This is a genomic window from Bacillus sp. YP1 (assembly GCF_000877815.1).
Lineage (GTDB): Bacteria > Bacillota > Bacilli > Bacillales > Bacillaceae > Bacillus > Bacillus subtilis.
Genome location: NZ_CP010014.1, coordinates 3,994,323 through 4,017,500, shown reverse-complemented (window position 1 = coordinate 4,017,500; position 23,178 = coordinate 3,994,323). Strand labels below are relative to the sequence as shown.

Here is a 23,178-nt window from a genome sequence, read left to right as displayed (position 1 = left end):
CTACCCACACCTCATCCCCGCACTTTTCAACGTGCGTGGGTTCGGGCCTCCATTCAGTGTTACCTGAACTTCACCCTGGACATGGGTAGATCACCTGGTTTCGGGTCTACGACCACGTACTCATGCGCCCTATTCAGACTCGCTTTCGCTGCGGCTCCGCATCTTCTGCTTAACCTTGCACGGGATCGTAACTCGCCGGTTCATTCTACAAAAGGCACGCCATCACCCGTTAACGGGCTCTGACTACTTGTAGGCACACGGTTTCAGGATCTCTTTCACTCCCCTTCCGGGGTGCTTTTCACCTTTCCCTCACGGTACTGGTTCACTATCGGTCACTAGGGAGTATTTAGCCTTGGGAGATGGTCCTCCCGGATTCCGACGGAATTTCACGTGTTCCGCCGTACTCAGGATCCACTCAGGAGAGAACGAAGTTTTGACTACAGGGCTGTTACCTCCTATGGCGGGCCTTTCCAGACCTCTTCATCTACCTCGTTCCTTTGTAACTCCGTACAGAGTGTCCTACAACCCCAAGAGGCAAGCCTCTTGGTTTGGGCTAATCCCGTTTCGCTCGCCGCTACTCAGGGAATCGCATTTGCTTTCTCTTCCTCCGGGTACTTAGATGTTTCAGTTCCCCGGGTCTGCCTTCTCATATCCTATGAATTCAGATATGGATACCACTCCATTACGAGTGGTGGGTTTCCCCATTCGGAAATCTCCGGATCAAAGCTTGCTTACAGCTCCCCGAAGCATATCGGTGTTCGTCCCGTCCTTCATCGGCTCCTAGTGCCAAGGCATCCACCGTGCGCCCTTTCTAACTTAACCGTTAAAAAGAATCACTATGTGATATCTTGTATTACTAATTGAATGTGATGTCTACTGTTATCTAGTTTTCAAAGAACACGTTTCGAAGGAATGATCCTTCAAAACTAAACAAGACAGGGAACGTTCTGTTTATAAGACCCAAGGTCTTATATTCCGTATAATATCCTTAGAAAGGAGGTGATCCAGCCGCACCTTCCGATACGGCTACCTTGTTACGACTTCACCCCAATCATCTGTCCCACCTTCGGCGGCTGGCTCCTAAAAGGTTACCTCACCGACTTCGGGTGTTACAAACTCTCGTGGTGTGACGGGCGGTGTGTACAAGGCCCGGGAACGTATTCACCGCGGCATGCTGATCCGCGATTACTAGCGATTCCAGCTTCACGCAGTCGAGTTGCAGACTGCGATCCGAACTGAGAACAGATTTGTGGGATTGGCTTAACCTCGCGGTTTCGCTGCCCTTTGTTCTGTCCATTGTAGCACGTGTGTAGCCCAGGTCATAAGGGGCATGATGATTTGACGTCATCCCCACCTTCCTCCGGTTTGTCACCGGCAGTCACCTTAGAGTGCCCAACTGAATGCTGGCAACTAAGATCAAGGGTTGCGCTCGTTGCGGGACTTAACCCAACATCTCACGACACGAGCTGACGACAACCATGCACCACCTGTCACTCTGCCCCCGAAGGGGACGTCCTATCTCTAGGATTGTCAGAGGATGTCAAGACCTGGTAAGGTTCTTCGCGTTGCTTCGAATTAAACCACATGCTCCACCGCTTGTGCGGGCCCCCGTCAATTCCTTTGAGTTTCAGTCTTGCGACCGTACTCCCCAGGCGGAGTGCTTAATGCGTTAGCTGCAGCACTAAGGGGCGGAAACCCCCTAACACTTAGCACTCATCGTTTACGGCGTGGACTACCAGGGTATCTAATCCTGTTCGCTCCCCACGCTTTCGCTCCTCAGCGTCAGTTACAGACCAGAGAGTCGCCTTCGCCACTGGTGTTCCTCCACATCTCTACGCATTTCACCGCTACACGTGGAATTCCACTCTCCTCTTCTGCACTCAAGTTCCCCAGTTTCCAATGACCCTCCCCGGTTGAGCCGGGGGCTTTCACATCAGACTTAAGAAACCGCCTGCGAGCCCTTTACGCCCAATAATTCCGGACAACGCTTGCCACCTACGTATTACCGCGGCTGCTGGCACGTAGTTAGCCGTGGCTTTCTGGTTAGGTACCGTCAAGGTACCGCCCTATTCGAACGGTACTTGTTCTTCCCTAACAACAGAGCTTTACGATCCGAAAACCTTCATCACTCACGCGGCGTTGCTCCGTCAGACTTTCGTCCATTGCGGAAGATTCCCTACTGCTGCCTCCCGTAGGAGTCTGGGCCGTGTCTCAGTCCCAGTGTGGCCGATCACCCTCTCAGGTCGGCTACGCATCGTTGCCTTGGTGAGCCGTTACCTCACCAACTAGCTAATGCGCCGCGGGTCCATCTGTAAGTGGTAGCCGAAGCCACCTTTTATGTTTGAACCATGCGGTTCAAACAACCATCCGGTATTAGCCCCGGTTTCCCGGAGTTATCCCAGTCTTACAGGCAGGTTACCCACGTGTTACTCACCCGTCCGCCGCTAACATCAGGGAGCAAGCTCCCATCTGTCCGCTCGACTTGCATGTATTAGGCACGCCGCCAGCGTTCGTCCTGAGCCAGGATCAAACTCTCCGATAAAGTAGTTTGACTGACTACGCACATCGCTGTGCGATTTTTAAAAACTGAATTAACAGGTACGTTTTGTCTTGTTTAGTTTTCAAAGATCATTTTGTTTGTCCGCTTTGTTAAAGCAACTTTATTAGTATACAACGTCACTTCTTCAAAGTCAACAACTTTTTTTAAAAATTTTGGTGGAGCCTAGCGGGATCGAACCGCTGACCTCCTGCGTGCAAAGCAGGCGCTCTCCCAGCTGAGCTAAGGCCCCATAAAAAAATGGTCGGGAAGACAGGATTCGAACCTGCGACCCCATGGTCCCAAACCATGTGCTCTACCAAGCTGAGCTACTTCCCGATTTCCTATCTATTCTATTAAAAGATATGGCGCGCCCGAGAGGAGTCGAACCCCTAACCTTTTGATCCGTAGTCAAACGCTCTATCCAATTGAGCTACGGGCGCAATTCAATTTACAATATCCCGTTGGGATAAATGGAGCGGAAGACGGGATTCGAACCCGCGACCCCCACCTTGGCAAGGTGGTGTTCTACCACTGAACTACTTCCGCATATCGCAATAAAAAAAGCTTTCTCCTTATGAGAAACCTTGGTAATAATACATTTAATAAAGCTTCCAAGCGGGCTCGAACCGCTGACCTCTTCCTTACCATGGAAGTGCTCTACCTGCTGAGCTATGGAAGCAATGGCTCCGCAGGTAGGATTCGAACCTACGACCGATCGGTTAACAGCCGATAGCTCTACCACTGAGCTACTGCGGAATAATATAAAGCTTCATAAACAAACATGGTAGAATTAATAAATCTGCTTGGCGGCGTCCTACTCTCACAGGGGGAAACCCCCGACTACCATCGGCGCTGAAGAGCTTAACTTCCGTGTTCGGTATGGGAACGGGTGTGACCTCTTCGCTATCGCCACCAAACAAATTGAGAGTGTTCTCTCAAAACTAGATAACAGGTGTGACATCATTCAAAAATATGGTTAAGTCCTCGATCGATTAGTATCTGTCAGCTCCATGTGTCGCCACACTTCCACCTCAGACCTATCAACCTGATCATCTTTCAGGGATCTTACTTCCTTGCGGAATGGGAAATCTCATCTTGAGGGGGGCTTCATGCTTAGATGCTTTCAGCACTTATCCCGTCCGCACATAGCTACCCAGCGATGCCCTTGGCAGAACAACTGGTACACCAGCGGTGCGTCCATCCCGGTCCTCTCGTACTAAGGACAGCTCCTCTCAAATTTCCTGCGCCCGCGACGGATAGGGACCGAACTGTCTCACGACGTTCTGAACCCAGCTCGCGTACCGCTTTAATGGGCGAACAGCCCAACCCTTGGGACCGACTACAGCCCCAGGATGCGATGAGCCGACATCGAGGTGCCAAACCTCCCCGTCGATGTGGACTCTTGGGGGAGATAAGCCTGTTATCCCCGGGGTAGCTTTTATCCGTTGAGCGATGGCCCTTCCATGCGGAACCACCGGATCACTAAGCCCGACTTTCGTCCCTGCTCGACTTGTAGGTCTCGCAGTCAAGCTCCCTTGTGCCTTTACACTCTGCGAATGATTTCCAACCATTCTGAGGGAACCTTTGGGCGCCTCCGTTACCTTTTAGGAGGCGACCGCCCCAGTCAAACTGCCCACCTGACACTGTCTCCCCGCCCGATAAGGGCGGCGGGTTAGAAGGTCAATACAGCCAGGGTAGTATCCCACCGATGCCTCCACCGAAGCTGGCGCTCCGGTTTCCAAGGCTCCTACCTATCCTGTACAAGCTGTACCAACATTCAATATCAGGCTGCAGTAAAGCTCCACGGGGTCTTTCCGTCCTGTCGCGGGTAACCTGCATCTTCACAGGTACTATAATTTCACCGAGTCTCTCGTTGAGACAGTGCCCAGATCGTTGCGCCTTTCGTGCGGGTCGGAACTTACCCGACAAGGAATTTCGCTACCTTAGGACCGTTATAGTTACGGCCGCCGTTTACTGGGGCTTCAATTCGCACCTTCGCTTACGCTAAGCGCTCCTCTTAACCTTCCAGCACCGGGCAGGCGTCAGCCCCTATACTTCGCCTTACGGCTTCGCAGAGACCTGTGTTTTTGCTAAACAGTCGCCTGGGCCTATTCACTGCGGCTCTCTCGGGCTTGCACCCTAACAGAGCACCCCTTCTCCCGAAGTTACGGGGTCATTTTGCCGAGTTCCTTAACGAGAGTTCTCTCGATCACCTTAGGATTCTCTCCTCGCCTACCTGTGTCGGTTTGCGGTACGGGCACCTCTCACCTCGCTAGAGGCTTTTCTTGGCAGTGTGGAATCAGGAACTTCGCTACTATATTTCGCTCGCCATCACAGCTCAGCCTTATGGGAAACGGATTTGCCTATTTCCCAGCCTAACTGCTTGGACGCGGATATCCAATACCGCGCTTACCCTATCCTCCTGCGTCCCCCCATTGCTCAAATGGTGAGGAGGTGGTACAGGAATATCAACCTGTTGTCCATCGCCTACGCCTTTCGGCCTCGGCTTAGGTCCCGACTAACCCTGAGCGGACGAGCCTTCCTCAGGAAACCTTAGGCATTCGGTGGAGGGGATTCTCACCCCTCTTTCGCTACTCATACCGGCATTCTCACTTCTAAGCGCTCCACCAGTCCTTCCGGTCTGGCTTCACAGCCCTTAGAACGCTCTCCTACCACTGTTCGAAGAACAGTCCGCAGCTTCGGTGATACGTTTAGCCCCGGTACATTTTCGGCGCAGAGTCACTCGACCAGTGAGCTATTACGCACTCTTTAAATGGTGGCTGCTTCTAAGCCAACATCCTGGTTGTCTAAGCAACTCCACATCCTTTTCCACTTAACGTATACTTTGGGACCTTAGCTGGCGGTCTGGGCTGTTTCCCTTTCGACTACGGATCTTATCACTCGCAGTCTGACTCCCAAGGATAAGTCATTGGCATTCGGAGTTTGACTGAATTCGGTAACCCGGTAGGGGCCCCTAGTCCAATCAGTGCTCTACCTCCAAGACTCTTACCTTGAGGCTAGCCCTAAAGCTATTTCGGAGAGAACCAGCTATCTCCAGGTTCGATTGGCATTTCACCCCTACCCACACCTCATCCCCGCACTTTTCAACGTGCGTGGGTTCGGGCCTCCATTCAGTGTTACCTGAACTTCACCCTGGACATGGGTAGATCACCTGGTTTCGGGTCTACGACCACGTACTCATGCGCCCTATTCAGACTCGCTTTCGCTGCGGCTCCGCATCTTCTGCTTAACCTTGCACGGGATCGTAACTCGCCGGTTCATTCTACAAAAGGCACGCCATCACCCGTTAACGGGCTCTGACTACTTGTAGGCACACGGTTTCAGGATCTCTTTCACTCCCCTTCCGGGGTGCTTTTCACCTTTCCCTCACGGTACTGGTTCACTATCGGTCACTAGGGAGTATTTAGCCTTGGGAGATGGTCCTCCCGGATTCCGACGGAATTTCACGTGTTCCGCCGTACTCAGGATCCACTCAGGAGAGAACGAAGTTTTGACTACAGGGCTGTTACCTCCTATGGCGGGCCTTTCCAGACCTCTTCATCTACCTCGTTCCTTTGTAACTCCGTACAGAGTGTCCTACAACCCCAAGAGGCAAGCCTCTTGGTTTGGGCTAATCCCGTTTCGCTCGCCGCTACTCAGGGAATCGCATTTGCTTTCTCTTCCTCCGGGTACTTAGATGTTTCAGTTCCCCGGGTCTGCCTTCTCATATCCTATGAATTCAGATATGGATACCACTCCATTACGAGTGGTGGGTTTCCCCATTCGGAAATCTCCGGATCAAAGCTTGCTTACAGCTCCCCGAAGCATATCGGTGTTCGTCCCGTCCTTCATCGGCTCCTAGTGCCAAGGCATCCACCGTGCGCCCTTTCTAACTTAACCGTTAAAAAGAATCACTATGTGATATCTTGTATTACTAATTGAATGTGATGTCTACTGTTATCTAGTTTTCAAAGAACACGTTTCGAAGGAATGATCCTTCAAAACTAAACAAGACAGGGAACGTTCTGTTTATAAGACCCAAGGTCTTATATTCCGTATAATATCCTTAGAAAGGAGGTGATCCAGCCGCACCTTCCGATACGGCTACCTTGTTACGACTTCACCCCAATCATCTGTCCCACCTTCGGCGGCTGGCTCCTAAAAGGTTACCTCACCGACTTCGGGTGTTACAAACTCTCGTGGTGTGACGGGCGGTGTGTACAAGGCCCGGGAACGTATTCACCGCGGCATGCTGATCCGCGATTACTAGCGATTCCAGCTTCACGCAGTCGAGTTGCAGACTGCGATCCGAACTGAGAACAGATTTGTGGGATTGGCTTAACCTCGCGGTTTCGCTGCCCTTTGTTCTGTCCATTGTAGCACGTGTGTAGCCCAGGTCATAAGGGGCATGATGATTTGACGTCATCCCCACCTTCCTCCGGTTTGTCACCGGCAGTCACCTTAGAGTGCCCAACTGAATGCTGGCAACTAAGATCAAGGGTTGCGCTCGTTGCGGGACTTAACCCAACATCTCACGACACGAGCTGACGACAACCATGCACCACCTGTCACTCTGCCCCCGAAGGGGACGTCCTATCTCTAGGATTGTCAGAGGATGTCAAGACCTGGTAAGGTTCTTCGCGTTGCTTCGAATTAAACCACATGCTCCACCGCTTGTGCGGGCCCCCGTCAATTCCTTTGAGTTTCAGTCTTGCGACCGTACTCCCCAGGCGGAGTGCTTAATGCGTTAGCTGCAGCACTAAGGGGCGGAAACCCCCTAACACTTAGCACTCATCGTTTACGGCGTGGACTACCAGGGTATCTAATCCTGTTCGCTCCCCACGCTTTCGCTCCTCAGCGTCAGTTACAGACCAGAGAGTCGCCTTCGCCACTGGTGTTCCTCCACATCTCTACGCATTTCACCGCTACACGTGGAATTCCACTCTCCTCTTCTGCACTCAAGTTCCCCAGTTTCCAATGACCCTCCCCGGTTGAGCCGGGGGCTTTCACATCAGACTTAAGAAACCGCCTGCGAGCCCTTTACGCCCAATAATTCCGGACAACGCTTGCCACCTACGTATTACCGCGGCTGCTGGCACGTAGTTAGCCGTGGCTTTCTGGTTAGGTACCGTCAAGGTACCGCCCTATTCGAACGGTACTTGTTCTTCCCTAACAACAGAGCTTTACGATCCGAAAACCTTCATCACTCACGCGGCGTTGCTCCGTCAGACTTTCGTCCATTGCGGAAGATTCCCTACTGCTGCCTCCCGTAGGAGTCTGGGCCGTGTCTCAGTCCCAGTGTGGCCGATCACCCTCTCAGGTCGGCTACGCATCGTTGCCTTGGTGAGCCGTTACCTCACCAACTAGCTAATGCGCCGCGGGTCCATCTGTAAGTGGTAGCCGAAGCCACCTTTTATGTTTGAACCATGCGGTTCAAACAACCATCCGGTATTAGCCCCGGTTTCCCGGAGTTATCCCAGTCTTACAGGCAGGTTACCCACGTGTTACTCACCCGTCCGCCGCTAACATCAGGGAGCAAGCTCCCATCTGTCCGCTCGACTTGCATGTATTAGGCACGCCGCCAGCGTTCGTCCTGAGCCAGGATCAAACTCTCCGATAAAGTAGTTTGACTGACTACGCACATCGCTGTGCGATTTTTAAAAACTGAATTAACAGGTACGTTTTGTCTTGTTTAGTTTTCAAAGATCATCACCGCCGCTTAACGAAGCAGCTTTATTACTATAACATTTAGCTTCTTTTAAGTCAACAACTTTTTTCAAAGTACTTAATGAAGCTTTTAGTTGATGTCAGCTGTTTATCAGCGACGAATAATAATATATCACGGATATTATCAAAAGGTCAACACCCAATTTAGGCTGTATGTGAAGAGACATTTTATCGGTTATATTCAATTGTCCATGCTCATAAGATGTAAAACAAGAATGATGGACAAGATAAGGAGGCATCATCAGTGAATCACTTCTATGTGTGGCACATTAAACGGGTAAAACAATTAATTATTATACTTATCGCCGCATTTGCAGCTGCCAGCTTTTTTTATATCCAAAGAGCTGTCCCGCTTCCCGTGTTTTCAACTGACACCGGACCTAAAGCTATTTATAAAGGAGAAACAGACTCTAAAGATATTTCACTTACTTTCGATATCAGCTGGGGTGATGAGAGAGCAGAACCGATACTTAATACTCTGAAAGCACACGGGATTAAAAACGCAACGTTTTTCCTGTCCGCTTCTTGGGCAGAACGCCATCCCGACACAGTGGCCCGTATCGTAAAGGATGGACATCAAATTGGGAGCATGGGCTACGCTTATAAAAACTATGCCAATTTAGAGAGCAGCGAAATAAAAAAGGACATAAACCGTGCGCAAACAGCCTTTGAAAAGTTAGGGGTCAAAGACATACAGCTATTAAGACCCCCTACCGGCCAATTCAATAAGAATGTTCTAAAGGTCGCAAAGCAATACAATTATACAGTCGTTCATTACAGTGTGAACTCTCAAGACTGGACAAATCCCGGAGTTGAAAAAATCATCGACAATGTGACCAAGCAAGTTTCCGGTGGAGACATTATTCTTTTACATGCCTCCGATTCGGCAAAACAAACAGAAGAAGCATTGCCTGATATCATCCATCAGCTGAAAGAAAAAGGATTAAAAAATGTAACCGTGGGTGATCTCATCGCAAATTCTGATGCCAAATCCGCAGAGGTAAAGTAATTACTTTGCTGCAAACTTCGGCAGCATCAGCAATTGGAAGGCATTACATGCCATTAACGGAAAAAGCATTAAATAAAGCCAGTCCTCATCATTTACTCTTAATGCAGGGAACCATTCTAATGCGGTAATCACAACCATCAAAAATAACGATGACACAAATGTTTTCTTAGAGGACTGCTTTTGCTTTATATAAGCTGTAATCACTCCAAAGATCAATAAAAACACCGGTAACCACGCATAGCCAGCCAGCGATTCTCCGCTCTCTCCAAAAAATAAAAAACGCACGTACATTAAATCAAAAGCAACAAACAGGATGAAAAACAACTGCAGCAAATTCCACAAAGAGGAGGACCTTAATATCTCAAGCGCAAACCGATGAACTGTTAAAAACACGAAAAAACCCATTTGGCTGATCACACTGAAAATCATGCCTACACCGATAAACCAAAATAAAACAGAGAAAATCTGTCCCGCTTCAAATGTTAGAAACAGCCCTCTATATTCTCCCCACTTTAAAGCAAAACCCACAATACTCGTGATAAGCGCCCCGACAGCTAAAATAGAAAAGAAAAAACGAACTAAACCACGGCTTTTCATTTCTTTATTCATCCCCTCAAAAATCGCGAACAGCGATATTTTGTTATGTATAATTCCAAACAGATGAATCATATTAAAGGTAAGACAAGTATGTGAAAGGAGCTTAAGCATGTCAAAAGCCAAAACGCTATTGATGAGCTGTTTTTTGTTATTATCTGTAACAGCTTGCGCTCCAAAAGACCAAGCAGCGGATATGGACTATGATCAGACCAAAAAAATGGTTGTTGATATATTAAAAACTGATGATGGAAAGAAAGCTATTAAGGAATTATTAAATGATGATGCCATGAATGAAGCGCTGGTAATTGACCAAGATGCAATTAAAGGAACAATAGAAAAAACACTCACATCAAAAAAAGGTGAAGAATTTTGGAAAAACATCTTTGAAGACACTGATTTTGCTGAGGGATTTGCCAAAACTCTTCAAACAGAGCATGAAAAAGTGATTAAAAAGCTGATGAAGGATCCAGATTACCAGAAGATGCTGATGAGCGTTATGCAGGATCCCGGCATGGATAAAAAGTACAGCCAGCTGGCAAAAAGCCAAGAATTCCGCAGTTATTTAGAAGAGGTTATTAACGAAACACTTTCTAGTCCGCTTTACAAAAAGCAGTTCGAAGATGAGCTGAAAAAAGCAGCAAAAGACACAGCAAAAGAAAGTGAATAAAGGGAAAGCCGGGATCTGGAATCCCGGTTCACCTTTTATACCTGCACTGACATTTTTGCATCTATTTTTTTTGCGATGTCCTGATATATTTCTCCGATTGGATGATTTTCGTCATAAACAGACGGAGCAAATTGGTCCTTATCCCAATCGGGCTGTTTCAATGGGATTCTGCCGAGCAAAGGCACGTTTAGTTCTTCAGCCAGTTTATCTCCTCCGCCTTTTCCAAACACATATTCTCTTTCCCCTGTCTTTGCACTTTCATAATAAGCCATGTTCTCTATGACACCCACGACCTCATGATCGGTTTTAATCGCCATAGAGCCCGCTCTGGCCGCGACAAAAGCAGCTGTCGGATGTGGCGTAGATACGATAATTTCTTTGCAGCTCGGAAGCATTGTATGTACATCGAGAGCAACGTCCCCTGTACCAGGCGGAAGATCAAGAACGATATAGTCTACTTCTCCCCACTCTACTTCATGGAAAAAATTATTCAGCATTTTGCCGAGCATCGGCCCTCTCCATACGACCGGGGCATTTTCTTCTACGAAAAAGCCCATTGACATGACCTTTACTCCAAAGCGTTCAACAGGAAGAAGTTTCTCTCCTTCAATTGTTGGACGCACAGTGATACCCATCATGTCCGGCACACTGAACCCATAAATATCCGCATCAATTAAACCAACCTTTTTCCCTAGACGAGCCAGAGAAATAGCTAGGTTTACTGACACAGTTGACTTGCCTACGCCGCCTTTTCCACTTGCTACAGCAAGAAAGACTGGCGGGTTATCCATATTTAATAATGTTTTTTTCTCAGCTGACGGCGCCCGGAATTTAGCAACCGTTTCTTCAGGCAGCTCTTCAAATCGAAGGCCGACTGTCTCAGCTCCTGCCCCTTTTAATACGTTTACGATCTCTTGCTGAATCTGCATTTGTTCTGCAGTTCCTGTTTTTGCAAGAGCGACTTTTACACTGATATGCCGTTTTTCAGGCTTTATTTTAATTTCCTTAACGGCATCCAATTCTCCCAGAGGTCTTTGAAGAAAAGGTTCGCGCATTTCTCCGACTAGTTTTCTTACTTCATCTTCTCTTATCATCGAACCTCACCCTTTTGTGTATTCGTTTACAATTATTATTATATCATACATAAATGGCGGGTGTCTTATGCTTAGAACCACAAGAAAACCCTCCATTACTCCGGAGGGTCTCCTTTTTCTGTGAAATATCGCAAAATGCCTTTATATATGGAAGATGCCACCTTGTCTTGATATTTCGGTTTACCGAGTAGCGTTGCTTCGTTTGGATTGGATAAAAATCCGACTTCTATAAGCGCCCCCGGTTTGGTGACGTTTTGCATTAAGTAGATACCATGAATCCGCTTTGCTTTCCGGGTTGTGTTTTCCAGATTTCTTCTCAGCTCATCCTGGATGTATTTTGCGACTTTCTCATTTTCCGCATATTTCCCGTAATAAAAGCTTTGGGCTCCGCTCCATTTTTGTGACGGAATCGCATTAAGATGAATGCTGATATAGAGCTCCGCCTCTGAATGGTTTATTAATTTGACTCGTTGTCTTAGATCCTCAGCTTTTCGTCGACTATAGCCTTTTGTTCCTTCTGGAGCGAGATCAGTATCACTTTCTCTGGTCATGATAACAAGCGCTCCTTGTTCTTGAAGATAATCCCTGACTCTAAAGGCCACTTCCAGGGTAACATCCTTCTCTAACAGCTTTCCGCCGACTGCTCCGCCGTCAGGCCCGCCATGACCTGGATCTAGATAAATGATTTTACCGCTCAAGGGCAGGCTCCACGGCTTCCAAGAGTCGTTATTGCTGAACTGATATTTGAACAGAAATAGTAATACGATGAAGCCTAGCAAAAAACTGAGCCATTTAAGCTTTTTCCTCATCCCTTCCCCTCCCGCTTGTCCGTTATTACATAACTATGGGACAGGGCCGGGAAATATGATTACCGCATGCGAAGCTTACACTGTTTTTCTCTTTGAACAAACCCCGCTGTCCACCAATCTTTAATGAACTTGCGTGCCGCTTCATAAACCGTGTTTTTATCAAATGTTGCGTATTGCTCGTGTATCCAATTATAGAGATAATCAAAAAACTCCATACGAAGCTCTTCTTCTTCTCTTGCAGAGCGTGCACTGATACTCTGCATGGATTCTCCGTAATAGCCGAATATCCCAAAACGCCCGCCTAACAAATAGGCTTCTATAGCAAAATCAATACAGCCTTCGGTAATAATATCTCGCTCATCATGTAAAAATGGAAACAATGGTTCCAAACAATCCTTAACAGACTGGATAATTTGTCTCAGAGAGAGTTCTTTGAGCAAGTTCTTTTCTAATTCAAAATCCTTTTGGCGTTTCACATCCATAAAAGACAGTACTTCTGCCATATAAATTCACTCTCCTTTTACCGATTATTTTGAGGTTTGGATGATGAAACAATGCCCGAATTCGGTTGGAAATTCGCCCAAATGAAGGTGTAAAATCGATAAAAAATCAGCTTTCCGCAGGGTGCGGAACAAACGTTCTGTAATTGGTTATGAAAAAAGCAGCCCCTCTAACAGGTCGCTGCTTTTCATACTTTCACGCTTCTTGTTGCAGAATATGTATGGATATATTGGTCTAATACAAACCCGCCTTTATCTTCATAAAAACCAGTAACGATAAAACCGGCATCAATCTGGCCTTTGATTTGGTCTTCTAAGGAATGGCCGAATTCCAGAGCCTCATTATTTTCGATCAGTTTTTTCACTTTATGTTTCGGAAGATCTTCTGGGTCAGCGTATGGAATGGAGTGTTTTACTTTTAAAACACCTTGCTGTTCTAATTCTGTATCAAACAGAAATACAACAGGATTGACAAAACCCGAGATTAGAATGCCGTTCCTTTTCAACACACGGTACGCTTCCTTCCATACCGGGAGGACATTCTCAACAAAAACATTGGCAACAGGATGTACAATGACATCAAATGATTCATCATTAAATACACTTAAATCGTCCATGCTTCCTTTGACAGTGTGTATCGTGAGACCATCTCGCTCAGCAATCATTTTATCCTGATTCAGCTGTTTTTCTGAGTTATCTAATACGGTGACATCCGCGCCTGCGGCTGCCAAAACTGGACCCTGCTGGCCGCCGCCTGATGCTAAACAGAGTACTTTCAGACCTTTGATAGGCGGAAACCAATCCTTCGGTACATCTTTCATTGGTGTTACCCTTATATCCCAATTGCCTTTTTTTGCTTGTTCGATAACCTGCTGTTCAACAGCAACAGTCCATTCATTGCCTGTTTCTACTTTTTTATCCCAGGCTTTGCTATTATGAGCTACTAACGCATTCATGAATCTTCTCCTTACTTTAATGTATAGAGTATAACAAATATTTCTAGATTGATATCGCTTTCCCTTTGCATATTTAGAAAAAAGTTCATAAAAACGCAAAAAAATCACAAAGGAGATATGTGATTTATATCATCAGATTTACTTTTACTTCGTTACATAAAGCCATTAGCAATGAGAGCTATTGTTTCTCCGGGTTAAGAATCAGCAGTGAACTTTAACGGATGAGATACAGTGGTTAGATGAAGCTGGGCTGAGCACATAACGATAATAAACATTGACCGAACTTCCAATTGAATAAGAATGAAAGCTATCATGATTATTACAAAGAGACCGTTTATAAACAAACAATTTGCTTAACCCCGCCAAGCGTCCATTCAGTTGTTATTTTTATGCGAGGCTGCCACGTTTTATTGAAAGAAAAAAGCTCCCAACCCAAGGTCGAGAGCTTTTTGAAAACGTAAAATTAACGTTTTGAGAACTGAGGTGCACGACGAGCGCCTTTAAGACCGTATTTTTTACGTTCTTTCATACGAGCGTCACGAGTCAGAAGACCTGCACGTTTAAGAGTTGTACGGTATTCTGGATCTGCTTCAAGCAAAGCACGAGCGATACCGTGACGGATTGCTCCAGCTTGACCAGATAAGCCGCCTCCATGTACGTTTACTAAAACATCATAAGTGCCAGCTGTTTCAGTCAAAGTTAATGGTTGTTTGATATCTTCGATTAAAGCTGCAGATGGGATATGTTCGCTGATTTCACGATTATTAACGACGATACGGCCTTCTCCTGGAACTAAACGCACACGCGCTACAGAGCTTTTACGACGGCCAGTACCGTAATATTGAACCTGTGCCAAATTGGTAACCTCCTTTTTAATTAACCGCGAAGTTCGTAAACTTCAGGTTTTTGTGCTTCGTGTGGATGCTCAGAACCACGGTATACGTTCAATTTTTTGAACATTTGACGACCTAGAGAACCTTTTGGAAGCATGCCTTTGATAGCAAGCTCAAGCATTTTCTCAGGGTAGTTTGTACGCATTTCAAGAGCAGTTCTTGATTTTAATCCGCCTGGATGTTGAGTGTGACGGTAGTAGATTTTGTCAGTTAACTTTTTACCAGTTAACTCGATTTTTTCAGCGTTGATGATGATCACATGATCTCCAGTATCAACGTGTGGTGTGTAAGTTGGTTTGTGTTTTCCGCGAAGGATAGCTGCAACTTCTGAAGAAAGACGACCTAAAGTCTTGCCAGCAGCATCAACAACTAACCACTTGCGTTCAATAGTACTTGCGTTAGCCATAGGTGTTGTACGCATTGAATTTCCCTCCTAAATGATCTGTCATTTTCAATAAACTTCGATTACGTTCTATTTCACAACACAATAAGTTCCGGGGCTTATCGTGGGGTTGAAATACATACCATATGATATCTTATAACTTTATGCAGACTCTGTCAAGAAAATATTATACACCTGGTTTAGTTGTCATAGTAAACGTTCCATAAATATAGCCCGTGCCCCGGCGCTGTGCGCCCTGCCGCTTCGCGATCCTTCGCTTCCAGCATGGATTTCACCTTATCGGAAGAAATTTTTCCAATACCTACATCAAGCAAAGTACCCGCAATAATTCTGACCATATTATATAAGAAACCGCTGCCTGTGATCCGCATTTGCAGGCCGTCAGCCGTCTCAGTCCAATCAAGTTCGTATATCGTTCTTACCTTGTCCTGCACTTCTGTTTTAGCCGCGCAAAAGCTCGTAAAATCATGTGTCCCTATAAGATGCTTTGCCGCTTCTCTCATGTCCTGCACATTAAGGCGATATGAAAAATGGTAAGCGTAATGCCGTTTAAATACGTCCGGGTGTTTCTCCGTGTATACAAAGTAGCGATATTCTTTTTTGACTGCGCTAAATCGTGCATGGAACCCATCATCCGCAATTTCTGCCTGTTTGACTGCGATATCGTCCGGAAGCAGTGCATTTAAGGCATATGGCCATCTCTCAGCCGGGATAGACAGCGGAGTGTCAAAATGAATCACCTGTCCGGCTGCGTGAACCCCGCTGTCTGTTCTTCCAGACGAAACGACCGGAATTCTGTCTTTTGACTTATGCAGGACAGCCAAAGCCTTCTCCAGTTCATCCTGAACCGTTCTTTTGCCCGGCTGAACCTGATAACCGTTAAACAAATGTCCGTCATAAGAAATCGTGCATTTCAGTCTCATACAGCACCTCTAAGCCCTTAAGAAAAATAACAAAGCAGCTAATACAATTAAGCTGACAATGACAGAAGTGTCTTTTCCTGTCCATACAAGCTTTCTATATTTCGTACGTCCTTCTCCGCCTTGATAGCCTCTTGCTTCCATTGCCACCGCAAGCTCTTCGGCGCGTTTAAATGCACTGACGAAGAGCGGGACAAGAAGCGGGACAATAGCCTTCACTCTATCTTTGACAGGCCCGCTTGTAAAATCAACGCCTCGCGCCATCTGAGCCTTCATGATCTTATCTGTCTCCTCCATCAGTGTCGGAATAAACCGTAAAGAAATTGACATCATAAGAGCCAGCTCATGAACAGGAAGCTTTAATTTTTTCAATGGGTTCAGCAGCTGCTCCATTCCATCGGTAATCTCAATCGGTGTGGTCGTAAGCGTTAATAAGGTTGTGATTAAAATCAAATAGACGAATCTAAGAGAAATGAATATCCCCTGAACCAGACCGCCCTCATAGACTTTGAAAAAACCTATTTGAAAGATAATCGGTCCTTCATGTGTCATAAGGATGTGAAGAAGGAACGTAAAAAGGACAATCCAGATGATTGGCTTCAGCCCTTTCATTAAAAAAGAGAAAGGAACTCTTGTTAAAGAAACGACGCCAATTGTAAATAAACCAAGCAACGCATATGTCTGAACATTATTGGCTAAGAATACAATGCAGACAAATAAAAAGATCGTGATCAGTTTTGTTCTGGGGTCAAGCCGGTGCACAAGTGAAGTCCCCGGTACATACTTGCCGATAATCATGCTGTCCATCATAAAGTCTTCTCCCCCTGAAAAAGAGCACGGATTTCAGCAGCGGCATCTTCGATTGTGAGCATAGGCTCATTAAATCTCACACCCAGTACAGCTTCAAGGTGTCTTTGGAATTTTATTGTTTCAGGAAGATCCAGCCCCCAGCCGGCCATCTCTTCACCCTTTAAAAACAGATCACGCGGACTGCCTGATGCTTGTATCGTTCCTTTATGCATAACAATCATTTCATCAGCGTATGCAGCTGCATCCTCCATGCTGTGTGTCACAAGGATCGTCGTCAAGTTCCCACGTTGATGAAGCTCATAAAACATGTCCATAATCTCTTTTCGCCCTCTTGGGTCCAATCCTGCAGTCGGTTCATCCAGAACAAGCACTTCAGGGTCCATTGCAAGTACGCCGGCAATTGCAACTCTGCGCATTTGTCCCCCGCTTAATTCAAAGGGTGACCTGTCCAAAAGCTCTTCTGATAAACCTACAAGCTGCAGCATCTCTCTCGCTTTTTGTTCAGCATCTTCTTTTTTAACACCAAAGTTCATCGGTCCGAATGAAATATCTTTAAGAACTGTTTCTTCGAATAATTGATGCTCAGGAAATTGGAAAACGATTCCGACTTTTTTACGAAGTTTTTTCAGATCTTTATTCTTTTTCCCTGCCTGAATGACAGTGCTGCCTAGTGATATCTGTCCCTTCGTCGGCTTCAGGAGACCATTTAGGTGCTGAAGAAGAGTGGACTTGCCAGAGCCTGTATGTCCGATAACGGCTACGTAGCTTCCTTCTTTAATCGATGCATTGATATCATACAGTGCTAGGCGCTCAAACGGCGTCTTCATCTGATAACGATGCTCTACATCTTTGATTGTAATGTCCACAGCTCTTTCACCAGCCCTTCCTGAGTCAAATGGTTTTCTTCCAAAGCCAGTCCATTTTCTCTTAAAAGCTGGCTAAGCTGGAATGAGAAGGGTAAATCAAGCCCAATTCGAACAAGTTCTTTATTCAATTTAAAAATCTCTTCAGGCGGCCCTTCAGCATATTTTTTACCGCCATTCATGACAATGATCCTGTCTGCTTTTGCTGCCTCATCCAGATCATGTGTAATGGATATGACAGTCGCCATGCCCTGCTCTTTTAAATGTCTTACCGTTTCAAGCACTTCTTCTCGCCCGATCGGATCAAGCATGGATGTTGCTTCATCTAAGATAATAATATCAGGACGTGCGGCAATAACCCCCGCAATCGCAACTCTCTGCTTTTGGCCTCCGGAGAGATGGTGCGGCTCTTGATCGAGAAAATCTTGCATATTCACCTGTTTTACTGCCCAGTCTACTCTCTCAATCATTTCTTCCCGCGGTACACCATTGTTTTCTAAACCAAAAGCCACATCATCGCGAACAGTCGTTCCGACAAATTGGTTATCCGGATTTTGAAAGACCATACCTATCTTCTTACGCACTTCCCAAACAGATTCCTCTGTCAATTGAATCCCGGCAACCTCAATGTCGCCTGATTCAGGAAGAATTAAACCATTCAATGCCCGGGCCAGTGTTGATTTCCCTGAACCGTTATGACCTACGATTGCAAGCCATTCACCCTCATACACCTGCAGGGAGACGCCGTCTAGTGCTCGTCTTTCTGCGTCCTTCCGATATCGAAATACGATATCCTCTACCGATATCAACTGATTTTGATTCATGGAAAACCGGCCTCCTCTCAGCTAATGCTCTGCTTTTCTCTCTATTAAAAGTTGCAGTATCTAAAAAAAGGGCATAGATCCAGTTAGAAACTGTCCCGCCCTTCTTTAGATACACAAAAATATGTGATTAAACCAATTCGATAATTGCCATTGGTGCTCCGTCACCACGGCGAGGACCAAGCTTCATAATACGTGTGTATCCGCCTTGGCGCTCCTCGTAACGAGTTGCAATGTCAGAGAATAATTTTTGAAGTGCATCTTGGTTATTTTCTTCGTTTGCAACCTCGTTGCGGATGTATGCAGCAGCTTGACGGCGAGCGTGAAGATCACCGCGTTTGCCAAGCGTGATCATTTTTTCAACTACAGAGCGAAGTTCTTTCGCACGTGTTTCAGTTGTTTCGATTCTTTCGTTGATGATCAAATCAGTTGTAAGATCACGAAGCATAGCTTTACGCTGTGCACTCGTACGTCCTAGTTTTCTGTATGACATGTGATGTCCCCTCCTTTATTGGAATGCTGTTTCTGAATAATAAACACACGAAAATCCTAGTTCACATGGGAAACTAGTCAATCGTCTTTGCGAAGTCCGAGTCCAAGTTCTTCTAGTTTCGCTTTCACTTCTTCAAGTGATTTGCGTCCTAGATTTCGAACTTTCATCATATCTTCTTCCGTCTTGTTCGCAAGCTCTTGAACCGTGTTAATACCCGCACGCTTTAAGCAGTTGTAAGAACGAACAGAAAGATCCAATTCTTCAATTGTCATTTCAAGAACTTTCTCTTTTTGATCTTCTTCTTTTTCAACCATGATTTCAGCATGTTGAGCTTCGTCAGTTAAACCAACGAATATATTAAGGTGTTCAGTTAAAATCTTTGAACCAAGCGCAATTGCTTCTTTCGGTCCAGTGCTTCCATCAGTCCAAACATCAAGTGTAAGTTTATCATAGTTTGCAACTTGGCCTACACGAGTGTTCTCTACCTGATAAGATACACGAGAAACTGGCGTATAGATAGAATCGATCGGAATCACGCCGATTGGCTGATCGTCTCTCTTGTTTGCGTCAGCAGGCGTATACCCACGTCCTCTTTGAGCAGTAAGGCGAACTCGGAAACTCGCATTCTCACCAAGAGTCGCGATATGAAGATCAGGATTTAAGATCTCTACATCACTATCGTGTGTAATATCAGCTGCCGTTACAGTTCCTTCACCCTGTACATCAATTTCTAGCGTCTTCTCTTCATCAGAGTAGATTTTCAATGCAAGCTTTTTAATGTGTAAGATAATCGTTGTAACATCTTCCACAACGCCTTCAATTGTCGAGAATTCGTGCAGTACACCATCTATCTGGATTGATGTTACAGCGGCACCAGGGAGTGAGGATAAGAGGATACGACGTAAGGAGTTACCCAGAGTTGTACCATATCCACGCTCAAGTGGCTCTACGACAAACTTACCAAATTTGGCATCGTCGCTGATTTCAACCGTTTCGATTTTTGGTTTTTCAATCTCGATCATTACTTAAAACCCTCCTTCAAAACGTCGAAACCTCGAATAGAATCATATGAGATTCCATCCGAAATTCCCCATTGTTTAGTCCCGTATGTGCTCAGGCAACGAGTCGGTGCATTCGTTTCATAAATAACTGTATCATAACCCATTATTGACAGGGACACAAAATCTATACAAACAAATTACACGCGGCGACGTTTTGGTGGACGGCATCCGTTATGAGGAACAGGAGTTACGTCTCTGATAGCAGTGACTTCTAGTCCAGCAGCTTGAAGTGCACGGATTGCAGCTTCACGGCCTGAACCAGGTCCTTTAACAGTAACCTCTAGAGTTTTAAGACCATGTTCGATTGAACCTTTAGCAGCTGTTTCTGCAGCCATTTGCGCAGCAAAAGGAGTAGATTTACGAGAACCTCTGAATCCTAAAGCTCCGGCACTAGACCAAGAAATAGCATTACCATGAGTGTCAGTGATCGTAACGATCGTGTTATTGAAAGTTGAACGAATATGAGCAATTCCAGACTCAATATTCTTTTTCACGCGACGTTTACGCGTGTTAGATTTACGAGCAGCAGCCATTGTTTAAGAACCTCCCTTACTTATTTTTTCTTGTTAGCTACAGTACGACGCGGACCTTTACGAGTACGCGCATTGTTTTTAGAGTTTTGTCCGCGAACAGGTAATCCTCTGCGATGACGGATTCCGCGGTAGCTTCCGATTTCGATCAGACGTTTGATATTAAGAGAAACTTCACGGCGAAGGTCACCTTCTACTTTCAGTTTGTCAATAATATCACGGATTTTACCAAGTTCTTCTTCAGTAAGATCGCGCACACGAGTATCTTCTGAAACTCCAGCTTCTTTTAAAACTTGCTGAGCCGTTGTGCGGCCAATTCCGAAGATGTATGTTAAAGAAATAACAACACGTTTGTCACGTGGGATATCTACACCAGCAATACGAGCCATTCTCTGGGCACCTCCTTATAAATTATCCTTGTTTTTGTTTATGCTTTGGATTTTCACAGATCACCATTACTTTTCCTTTTCTGCGAATAACTTTACATTTTTCGCAGATTGGTTTAACTGATGGTCTCACTTTCATGTGTTTCCAACCTCCTTCAGTTTCCGGAGTGCTTTATTTGTAACGGTACGTAATCCTGCCACGAGTTAAGTCATATGGAGATAATTCTACCGTAACTTTGTCTCCAGGTAAAATGCGAATGAAGTGCATGCGGATTTTACCAGATACATGAGCCAAAACAGTGTGGCCATTTTCAAGTTCAACTTTGAACATCGCGTTTGGCAGTGTTTCGACTATAGTACCTTCCACTTCAATTACATCGTCTTTCGCCATTCAAGTGTTCTCCCTTCTTCAAATCAGTAACTTGCTTTCTGACAAATTTCAAAAGAAGTTTGTCACACGCCCTGTTTCGTTTATACTGTTCTGAACTTCCGGAGATACGCAATCATAAAGGGTTAAATGATTGATATTCTTTTTCTTAGGAGAATGAAATGTACGCTTTTCTCCGTCTGCTGTTAGTACATTGATGATGGTTAAAATTCCAACGACAAGCAGCAAGATGAATTCAGTCTTGCCAATGTTCACCCAAGCTTTCTGCCCTATCAAGCTTGAAAAACATCTGTCTTCGGAATTATTTTCATCATCTAGACTCTCGTCAGTATATCAAAACCCGTTTCCGTAATCGCAATCGTATGTTCAAAATGAGCACACTTTTTCCCATCTACCGTTACAACCGTCCAGTTATCAGCCAATGTTTTCACGTAGCGGCTGCCAGCGTTCACCATAGGTTCAATAGCGAGAACCATGCCAGGTTTAAGCCGTGGTCCTTTGTTGGGCGGACCGTAATGAGGAATTTGCGGGTCCTCATGCAAGTCTTGACCAACACCATGTCCGACATACTCCCTAACAACTGAAAACTGCTCATTTTCGACATACGTTTGTATTGCGTGGGAAATATTCGACAAACGTTCACCTGGTTTTGCTTCCTGCAAGCCTTTATATAAAGACTCCTCTGTCACTTCCAGAAGTTTTTTGTCATCATCGCTGATGTTTCCTACCGGATATGTCCATGCAGAGTCACCATGATAACCATTTAATTTAGCACCGATATCAATACTGATGATGTCACCGTCCTTCAGCACCCTGCTGCCAGGTATGCCGTGAACGAGTTCTTCATTAACTGATACGCAAATGCTCCCGCGAAACCCATTATACCCCTTAAAAGATGGGATTGCACCCTGCTTCTTAATAAAACGTTCGGCAATTTGATCCAATTCTTTTGTCGAGATTCCTGGTTTAATGTGCTTTTTTAACTCTTCATGAGTTAAAGCCACGATTCGCCCTGCTTCCCGCATGATACCAAGTTCACGTGGGGTTTTACAGATAATCATTTTTTTAATCCTCCAAGAAGATCCTTCACATCTGCATAAACGTCTTGAATGTCCTGCTGGCCATTCACGTTTGCAAGATAACCTTTCTCTGAATAGAAATCGAGTAAAGGCTGAGTTTGCTTCATGTTTACCTCAAGCCGTTTAGAGACTGTTTCCTCATTATCATCTGCCCGTTGATAGAGTTCGCCTCCGTCTTTATCACAAATACCCGGCGTTTTCGGCGGATTAAAGACTAAATGATAGGTTGTGCCGCAAACACTGCAAATTCTGCGTCCAGTCAGACGTTCCATAAGAGCGTCTTTGTCGACTTCAATGTTAATGACATAATCAATCGGCTTGCCGTATTCCTCAAGAATTTCTTCAAGAGCTTCGGCTTGAGCGACTGTTCGCGGAAATCCGTCCAGAAGAAAACCTCTTTCACAATCATCTTTGCCAAGTCTCTCTTTTACAATTCCGATTGTGACTTCGTCAGGTACGAGCTCTCCCTTATCAATATAAGATTTTGCTTCGAGTCCGAGTGGTGTTTCTTCTTTCATAGCAGCACGGAACATATCTCCTGTTGAGATATGAGGAATCCCATAATCCTCAACAATTCGTTCGCCCTGTGTGCCTTTACCGGCACCAGGAAGCCCCATTAAGACTAAGTTCATT

General features: G+C 45.6%; 21 protein-coding genes, 6 tRNA genes, 5 rRNA genes and 1 pseudogene (1 of these 33 cut by a window edge). 2 read left to right on the top strand and 31 right to left on the bottom strand.

Going from position 1 to position 23,178, the window contains the following annotated elements; all coding sequences use genetic code 11:
- The 11 genes from QF06_RS19915 to QF06_RS19865 all read right to left on the bottom strand — a co-directional run.
- Nucleotides 1-822: ribosomal RNA gene (locus tag QF06_RS19915) — 23S ribosomal RNA — on the bottom strand (it extends 2,106 nt beyond the left edge of the window).
- Between the two features lie 170 nt (nucleotides 823-992).
- Nucleotides 993-2,542, bottom strand: a 16S ribosomal RNA gene (locus tag QF06_RS19910).
- Between the two features lie 171 nt (nucleotides 2,543-2,713).
- Nucleotides 2,714-2,789, bottom strand: a tRNA-Ala gene (locus QF06_RS19905).
- Nucleotides 2,790-2,798: 9 nt separating this feature from the next.
- Nucleotides 2,799-2,875: transfer RNA gene (locus QF06_RS19900), tRNA-Pro, on the bottom strand.
- A 27-nt stretch (nucleotides 2,876-2,902) separates the two neighbouring features.
- Nucleotides 2,903-2,979, bottom strand: a tRNA-Arg gene (locus tag QF06_RS19895).
- 31 nt (nucleotides 2,980-3,010) lie between these two features.
- Nucleotides 3,011-3,085 (bottom strand) — tRNA-Gly (locus tag QF06_RS19890).
- 60 nt (nucleotides 3,086-3,145) lie between these two features.
- A tRNA-Thr gene (locus QF06_RS19885) sits at nucleotides 3,146-3,218 on the bottom strand.
- A 2-nt stretch (nucleotides 3,219-3,220) separates the two neighbouring features.
- Nucleotides 3,221-3,295, bottom strand: a tRNA-Asn gene (locus tag QF06_RS19880).
- A 45-nt stretch (nucleotides 3,296-3,340) separates the two neighbouring features.
- Nucleotides 3,341-3,456, bottom strand: a 5S ribosomal RNA gene (rrf, locus tag QF06_RS19875).
- Nucleotides 3,457-3,511: 55 nt separating this feature from the next.
- Nucleotides 3,512-6,439 (bottom strand): 23S ribosomal RNA (locus QF06_RS19870).
- 170 nt (nucleotides 6,440-6,609) lie between these two features.
- Nucleotides 6,610-8,159: ribosomal RNA gene (locus tag QF06_RS19865) — 16S ribosomal RNA — on the bottom strand.
- Together the 16S, 23S and 5S rRNA genes with 6 tRNA genes alongside form the textbook arrangement of a ribosomal RNA operon.
- Before the next feature lie 351 nt (nucleotides 8,160-8,510).
- Between QF06_RS19865 and pdaB the strand changes: the two genes are divergently transcribed.
- Nucleotides 8,511-9,275 (top strand): polysaccharide deacetylase family sporulation protein PdaB, encoded by a 765-nt coding sequence (pdaB, locus tag QF06_RS19860; RefSeq protein ID WP_041850237.1) that lies wholly within the window; start codon nucleotides 8,511-8,513, stop codon nucleotides 9,273-9,275.
- On the opposite strand, the gene kbaA is transcribed toward pdaB, so the two are convergent.
- Nucleotides 9,276-9,872: a KinB-signaling pathway activation protein gene (gene kbaA, locus QF06_RS19855; RefSeq protein ID WP_004399693.1), complete on the bottom strand. Its 597-nt coding sequence runs from the start codon at nucleotides 9,870-9,872 to the stop codon at nucleotides 9,276-9,278.
- Nucleotides 9,873-9,981: 109 nt separating this feature from the next.
- On the opposite strand from kbaA, the gene gerD reads away from it, so the two are divergent.
- Entirely contained in the window at nucleotides 9,982-10,539 is a 558-nt protein-coding gene (gene gerD, locus QF06_RS19850) for a spore germination lipoprotein GerD (protein WP_003235126.1), read from the top strand.
- A gap of 35 nt (nucleotides 10,540-10,574) precedes the next feature.
- Here gerD and salA read toward each other — a convergent pair whose 3' ends face one another.
- From salA to QF06_RS19755, 19 genes and pseudogenes are all read right to left on the bottom strand, one after another.
- Entirely contained in the window at nucleotides 10,575-11,633 is a 1,059-nt protein-coding gene (gene salA, locus QF06_RS19845; protein WP_003235124.1) for an iron-sulfur carrier protein/transcriptional regulator SalA, read from the bottom strand.
- 95 nt (nucleotides 11,634-11,728) lie between these two features.
- On the bottom strand, nucleotides 11,729-12,442 hold the full coding sequence (gene cwlD / locus QF06_RS19840; RefSeq protein WP_015252979.1) for an N-acetylmuramoyl-L-alanine amidase CwlD: 714 nt from the start codon (nucleotides 12,440-12,442) through the stop codon (nucleotides 11,729-11,731).
- 59 nt (nucleotides 12,443-12,501) lie between these two features.
- On the bottom strand, nucleotides 12,502-12,945 hold the full coding sequence (locus QF06_RS19835; RefSeq protein ID WP_003235118.1) for a YbaK family protein: 444 nt from the start codon (nucleotides 12,943-12,945) through the stop codon (nucleotides 12,502-12,504).
- A gap of 185 nt (nucleotides 12,946-13,130) precedes the next feature.
- Nucleotides 13,131-13,898 carry a class I SAM-dependent methyltransferase gene (locus tag QF06_RS19830; protein ID WP_003235115.1) on the bottom strand — a complete coding sequence of 256 codons (768 nt, stop codon included), beginning with the start codon at nucleotides 13,896-13,898 and terminating at the stop codon, nucleotides 13,131-13,133.
- Nucleotides 13,899-14,361: 463 nt separating this feature from the next.
- Complete coding sequence (rpsI, locus tag QF06_RS19825; RefSeq protein WP_004399691.1) at nucleotides 14,362-14,754, bottom strand: 30S ribosomal protein S9; 393 nt, start codon at nucleotides 14,752-14,754, stop codon at nucleotides 14,362-14,364.
- A 20-nt stretch (nucleotides 14,755-14,774) separates the two neighbouring features.
- Complete coding sequence (gene rplM / locus QF06_RS19820) at nucleotides 14,775-15,212, bottom strand: 50S ribosomal protein L13 (RefSeq protein ID WP_003241966.1); 438 nt, start codon at nucleotides 15,210-15,212, stop codon at nucleotides 14,775-14,777.
- 161 nt (nucleotides 15,213-15,373) lie between these two features.
- Nucleotides 15,374-16,117 (bottom strand): tRNA pseudouridine(38-40) synthase TruA, encoded by a 744-nt coding sequence (gene truA / locus QF06_RS19815; protein WP_041850240.1) that lies wholly within the window; start codon nucleotides 16,115-16,117, stop codon nucleotides 15,374-15,376.
- A 9-nt stretch (nucleotides 16,118-16,126) separates the two neighbouring features.
- A complete protein-coding gene (locus QF06_RS19810; RefSeq protein ID WP_029317183.1) occupies nucleotides 16,127-16,924 on the bottom strand; it encodes an energy-coupling factor transporter transmembrane component T family protein in 798 nt (265 codons plus the stop codon).
- Nucleotides 16,921-17,790 carry an energy-coupling factor ABC transporter ATP-binding protein gene (locus tag QF06_RS19805; protein WP_031600082.1) on the bottom strand — a complete coding sequence of 290 codons (870 nt, stop codon included), beginning with the start codon at nucleotides 17,788-17,790 and terminating at the stop codon, nucleotides 16,921-16,923. Before QF06_RS19805 ends, QF06_RS19810 begins: the two co-directional genes overlap by 4 nt.
- Nucleotides 17,766-18,611 carry an energy-coupling factor ABC transporter ATP-binding protein gene (locus QF06_RS19800; protein ID WP_014478629.1) on the bottom strand — a complete coding sequence of 282 codons (846 nt, stop codon included), beginning with the start codon at nucleotides 18,609-18,611 and terminating at the stop codon, nucleotides 17,766-17,768. Before QF06_RS19800 ends, QF06_RS19805 begins: the two co-directional genes overlap by 25 nt.
- A 127-nt stretch (nucleotides 18,612-18,738) precedes the next feature.
- Complete coding sequence (gene rplQ, locus QF06_RS19795; RefSeq protein WP_003225836.1) at nucleotides 18,739-19,101, bottom strand: 50S ribosomal protein L17; 363 nt, start codon at nucleotides 19,099-19,101, stop codon at nucleotides 18,739-18,741.
- Between the two features lie 77 nt (nucleotides 19,102-19,178).
- The gene (locus QF06_RS19790; protein WP_003225835.1) at nucleotides 19,179-20,123 is read right to left on the bottom strand and encodes a DNA-directed RNA polymerase subunit alpha; all 945 of its coding nucleotides are present in this window, start codon (nucleotides 20,121-20,123) and stop codon (nucleotides 19,179-19,181) included.
- 176 nt (nucleotides 20,124-20,299) lie between these two features.
- Nucleotides 20,300-20,695: a 30S ribosomal protein S11 gene (gene rpsK, locus QF06_RS19785; protein ID WP_009966385.1), complete on the bottom strand. Its 396-nt coding sequence runs from the start codon at nucleotides 20,693-20,695 to the stop codon at nucleotides 20,300-20,302.
- 20 nt (nucleotides 20,696-20,715) lie between these two features.
- Nucleotides 20,716-21,081, bottom strand: a complete 366-nt coding sequence (rpsM, locus tag QF06_RS19780) for a 30S ribosomal protein S13 (protein ID WP_003235095.1) — start codon at nucleotides 21,079-21,081, stop codon at nucleotides 20,716-20,718.
- 22 nt (nucleotides 21,082-21,103) lie between these two features.
- On the bottom strand, nucleotides 21,104-21,217 hold the full coding sequence (gene rpmJ / locus QF06_RS19775) for a 50S ribosomal protein L36 (protein WP_003156543.1): 114 nt from the start codon (nucleotides 21,215-21,217) through the stop codon (nucleotides 21,104-21,106).
- Between the two features lie 33 nt (nucleotides 21,218-21,250).
- Nucleotides 21,251-21,469 carry a translation initiation factor IF-1 gene (gene infA / locus QF06_RS19770; RefSeq protein WP_003156508.1) on the bottom strand — a complete coding sequence of 73 codons (219 nt, stop codon included), beginning with the start codon at nucleotides 21,467-21,469 and terminating at the stop codon, nucleotides 21,251-21,253.
- Nucleotides 21,447-21,715, bottom strand: a pseudogene (locus tag QF06_RS19765) (ribosome-binding protein ybzG). Before QF06_RS19765 ends, infA begins: the two are co-directional and overlap by 23 nt.
- A gap of 65 nt (nucleotides 21,716-21,780) precedes the next feature.
- Nucleotides 21,781-22,527 carry a type I methionyl aminopeptidase gene (map, locus tag QF06_RS19760; RefSeq protein ID WP_003225828.1) on the bottom strand — a complete coding sequence of 249 codons (747 nt, stop codon included), beginning with the start codon at nucleotides 22,525-22,527 and terminating at the stop codon, nucleotides 21,781-21,783.
- A complete protein-coding gene (locus QF06_RS19755; protein WP_003241987.1) occupies nucleotides 22,524-23,177 on the bottom strand; it encodes an adenylate kinase in 654 nt (217 codons plus the stop codon). The genes map and QF06_RS19755 overlap by 4 nt, the downstream gene beginning before the upstream one ends.
- Between the last annotated feature and the right edge of the window lies 1 nt (nucleotide 23,178).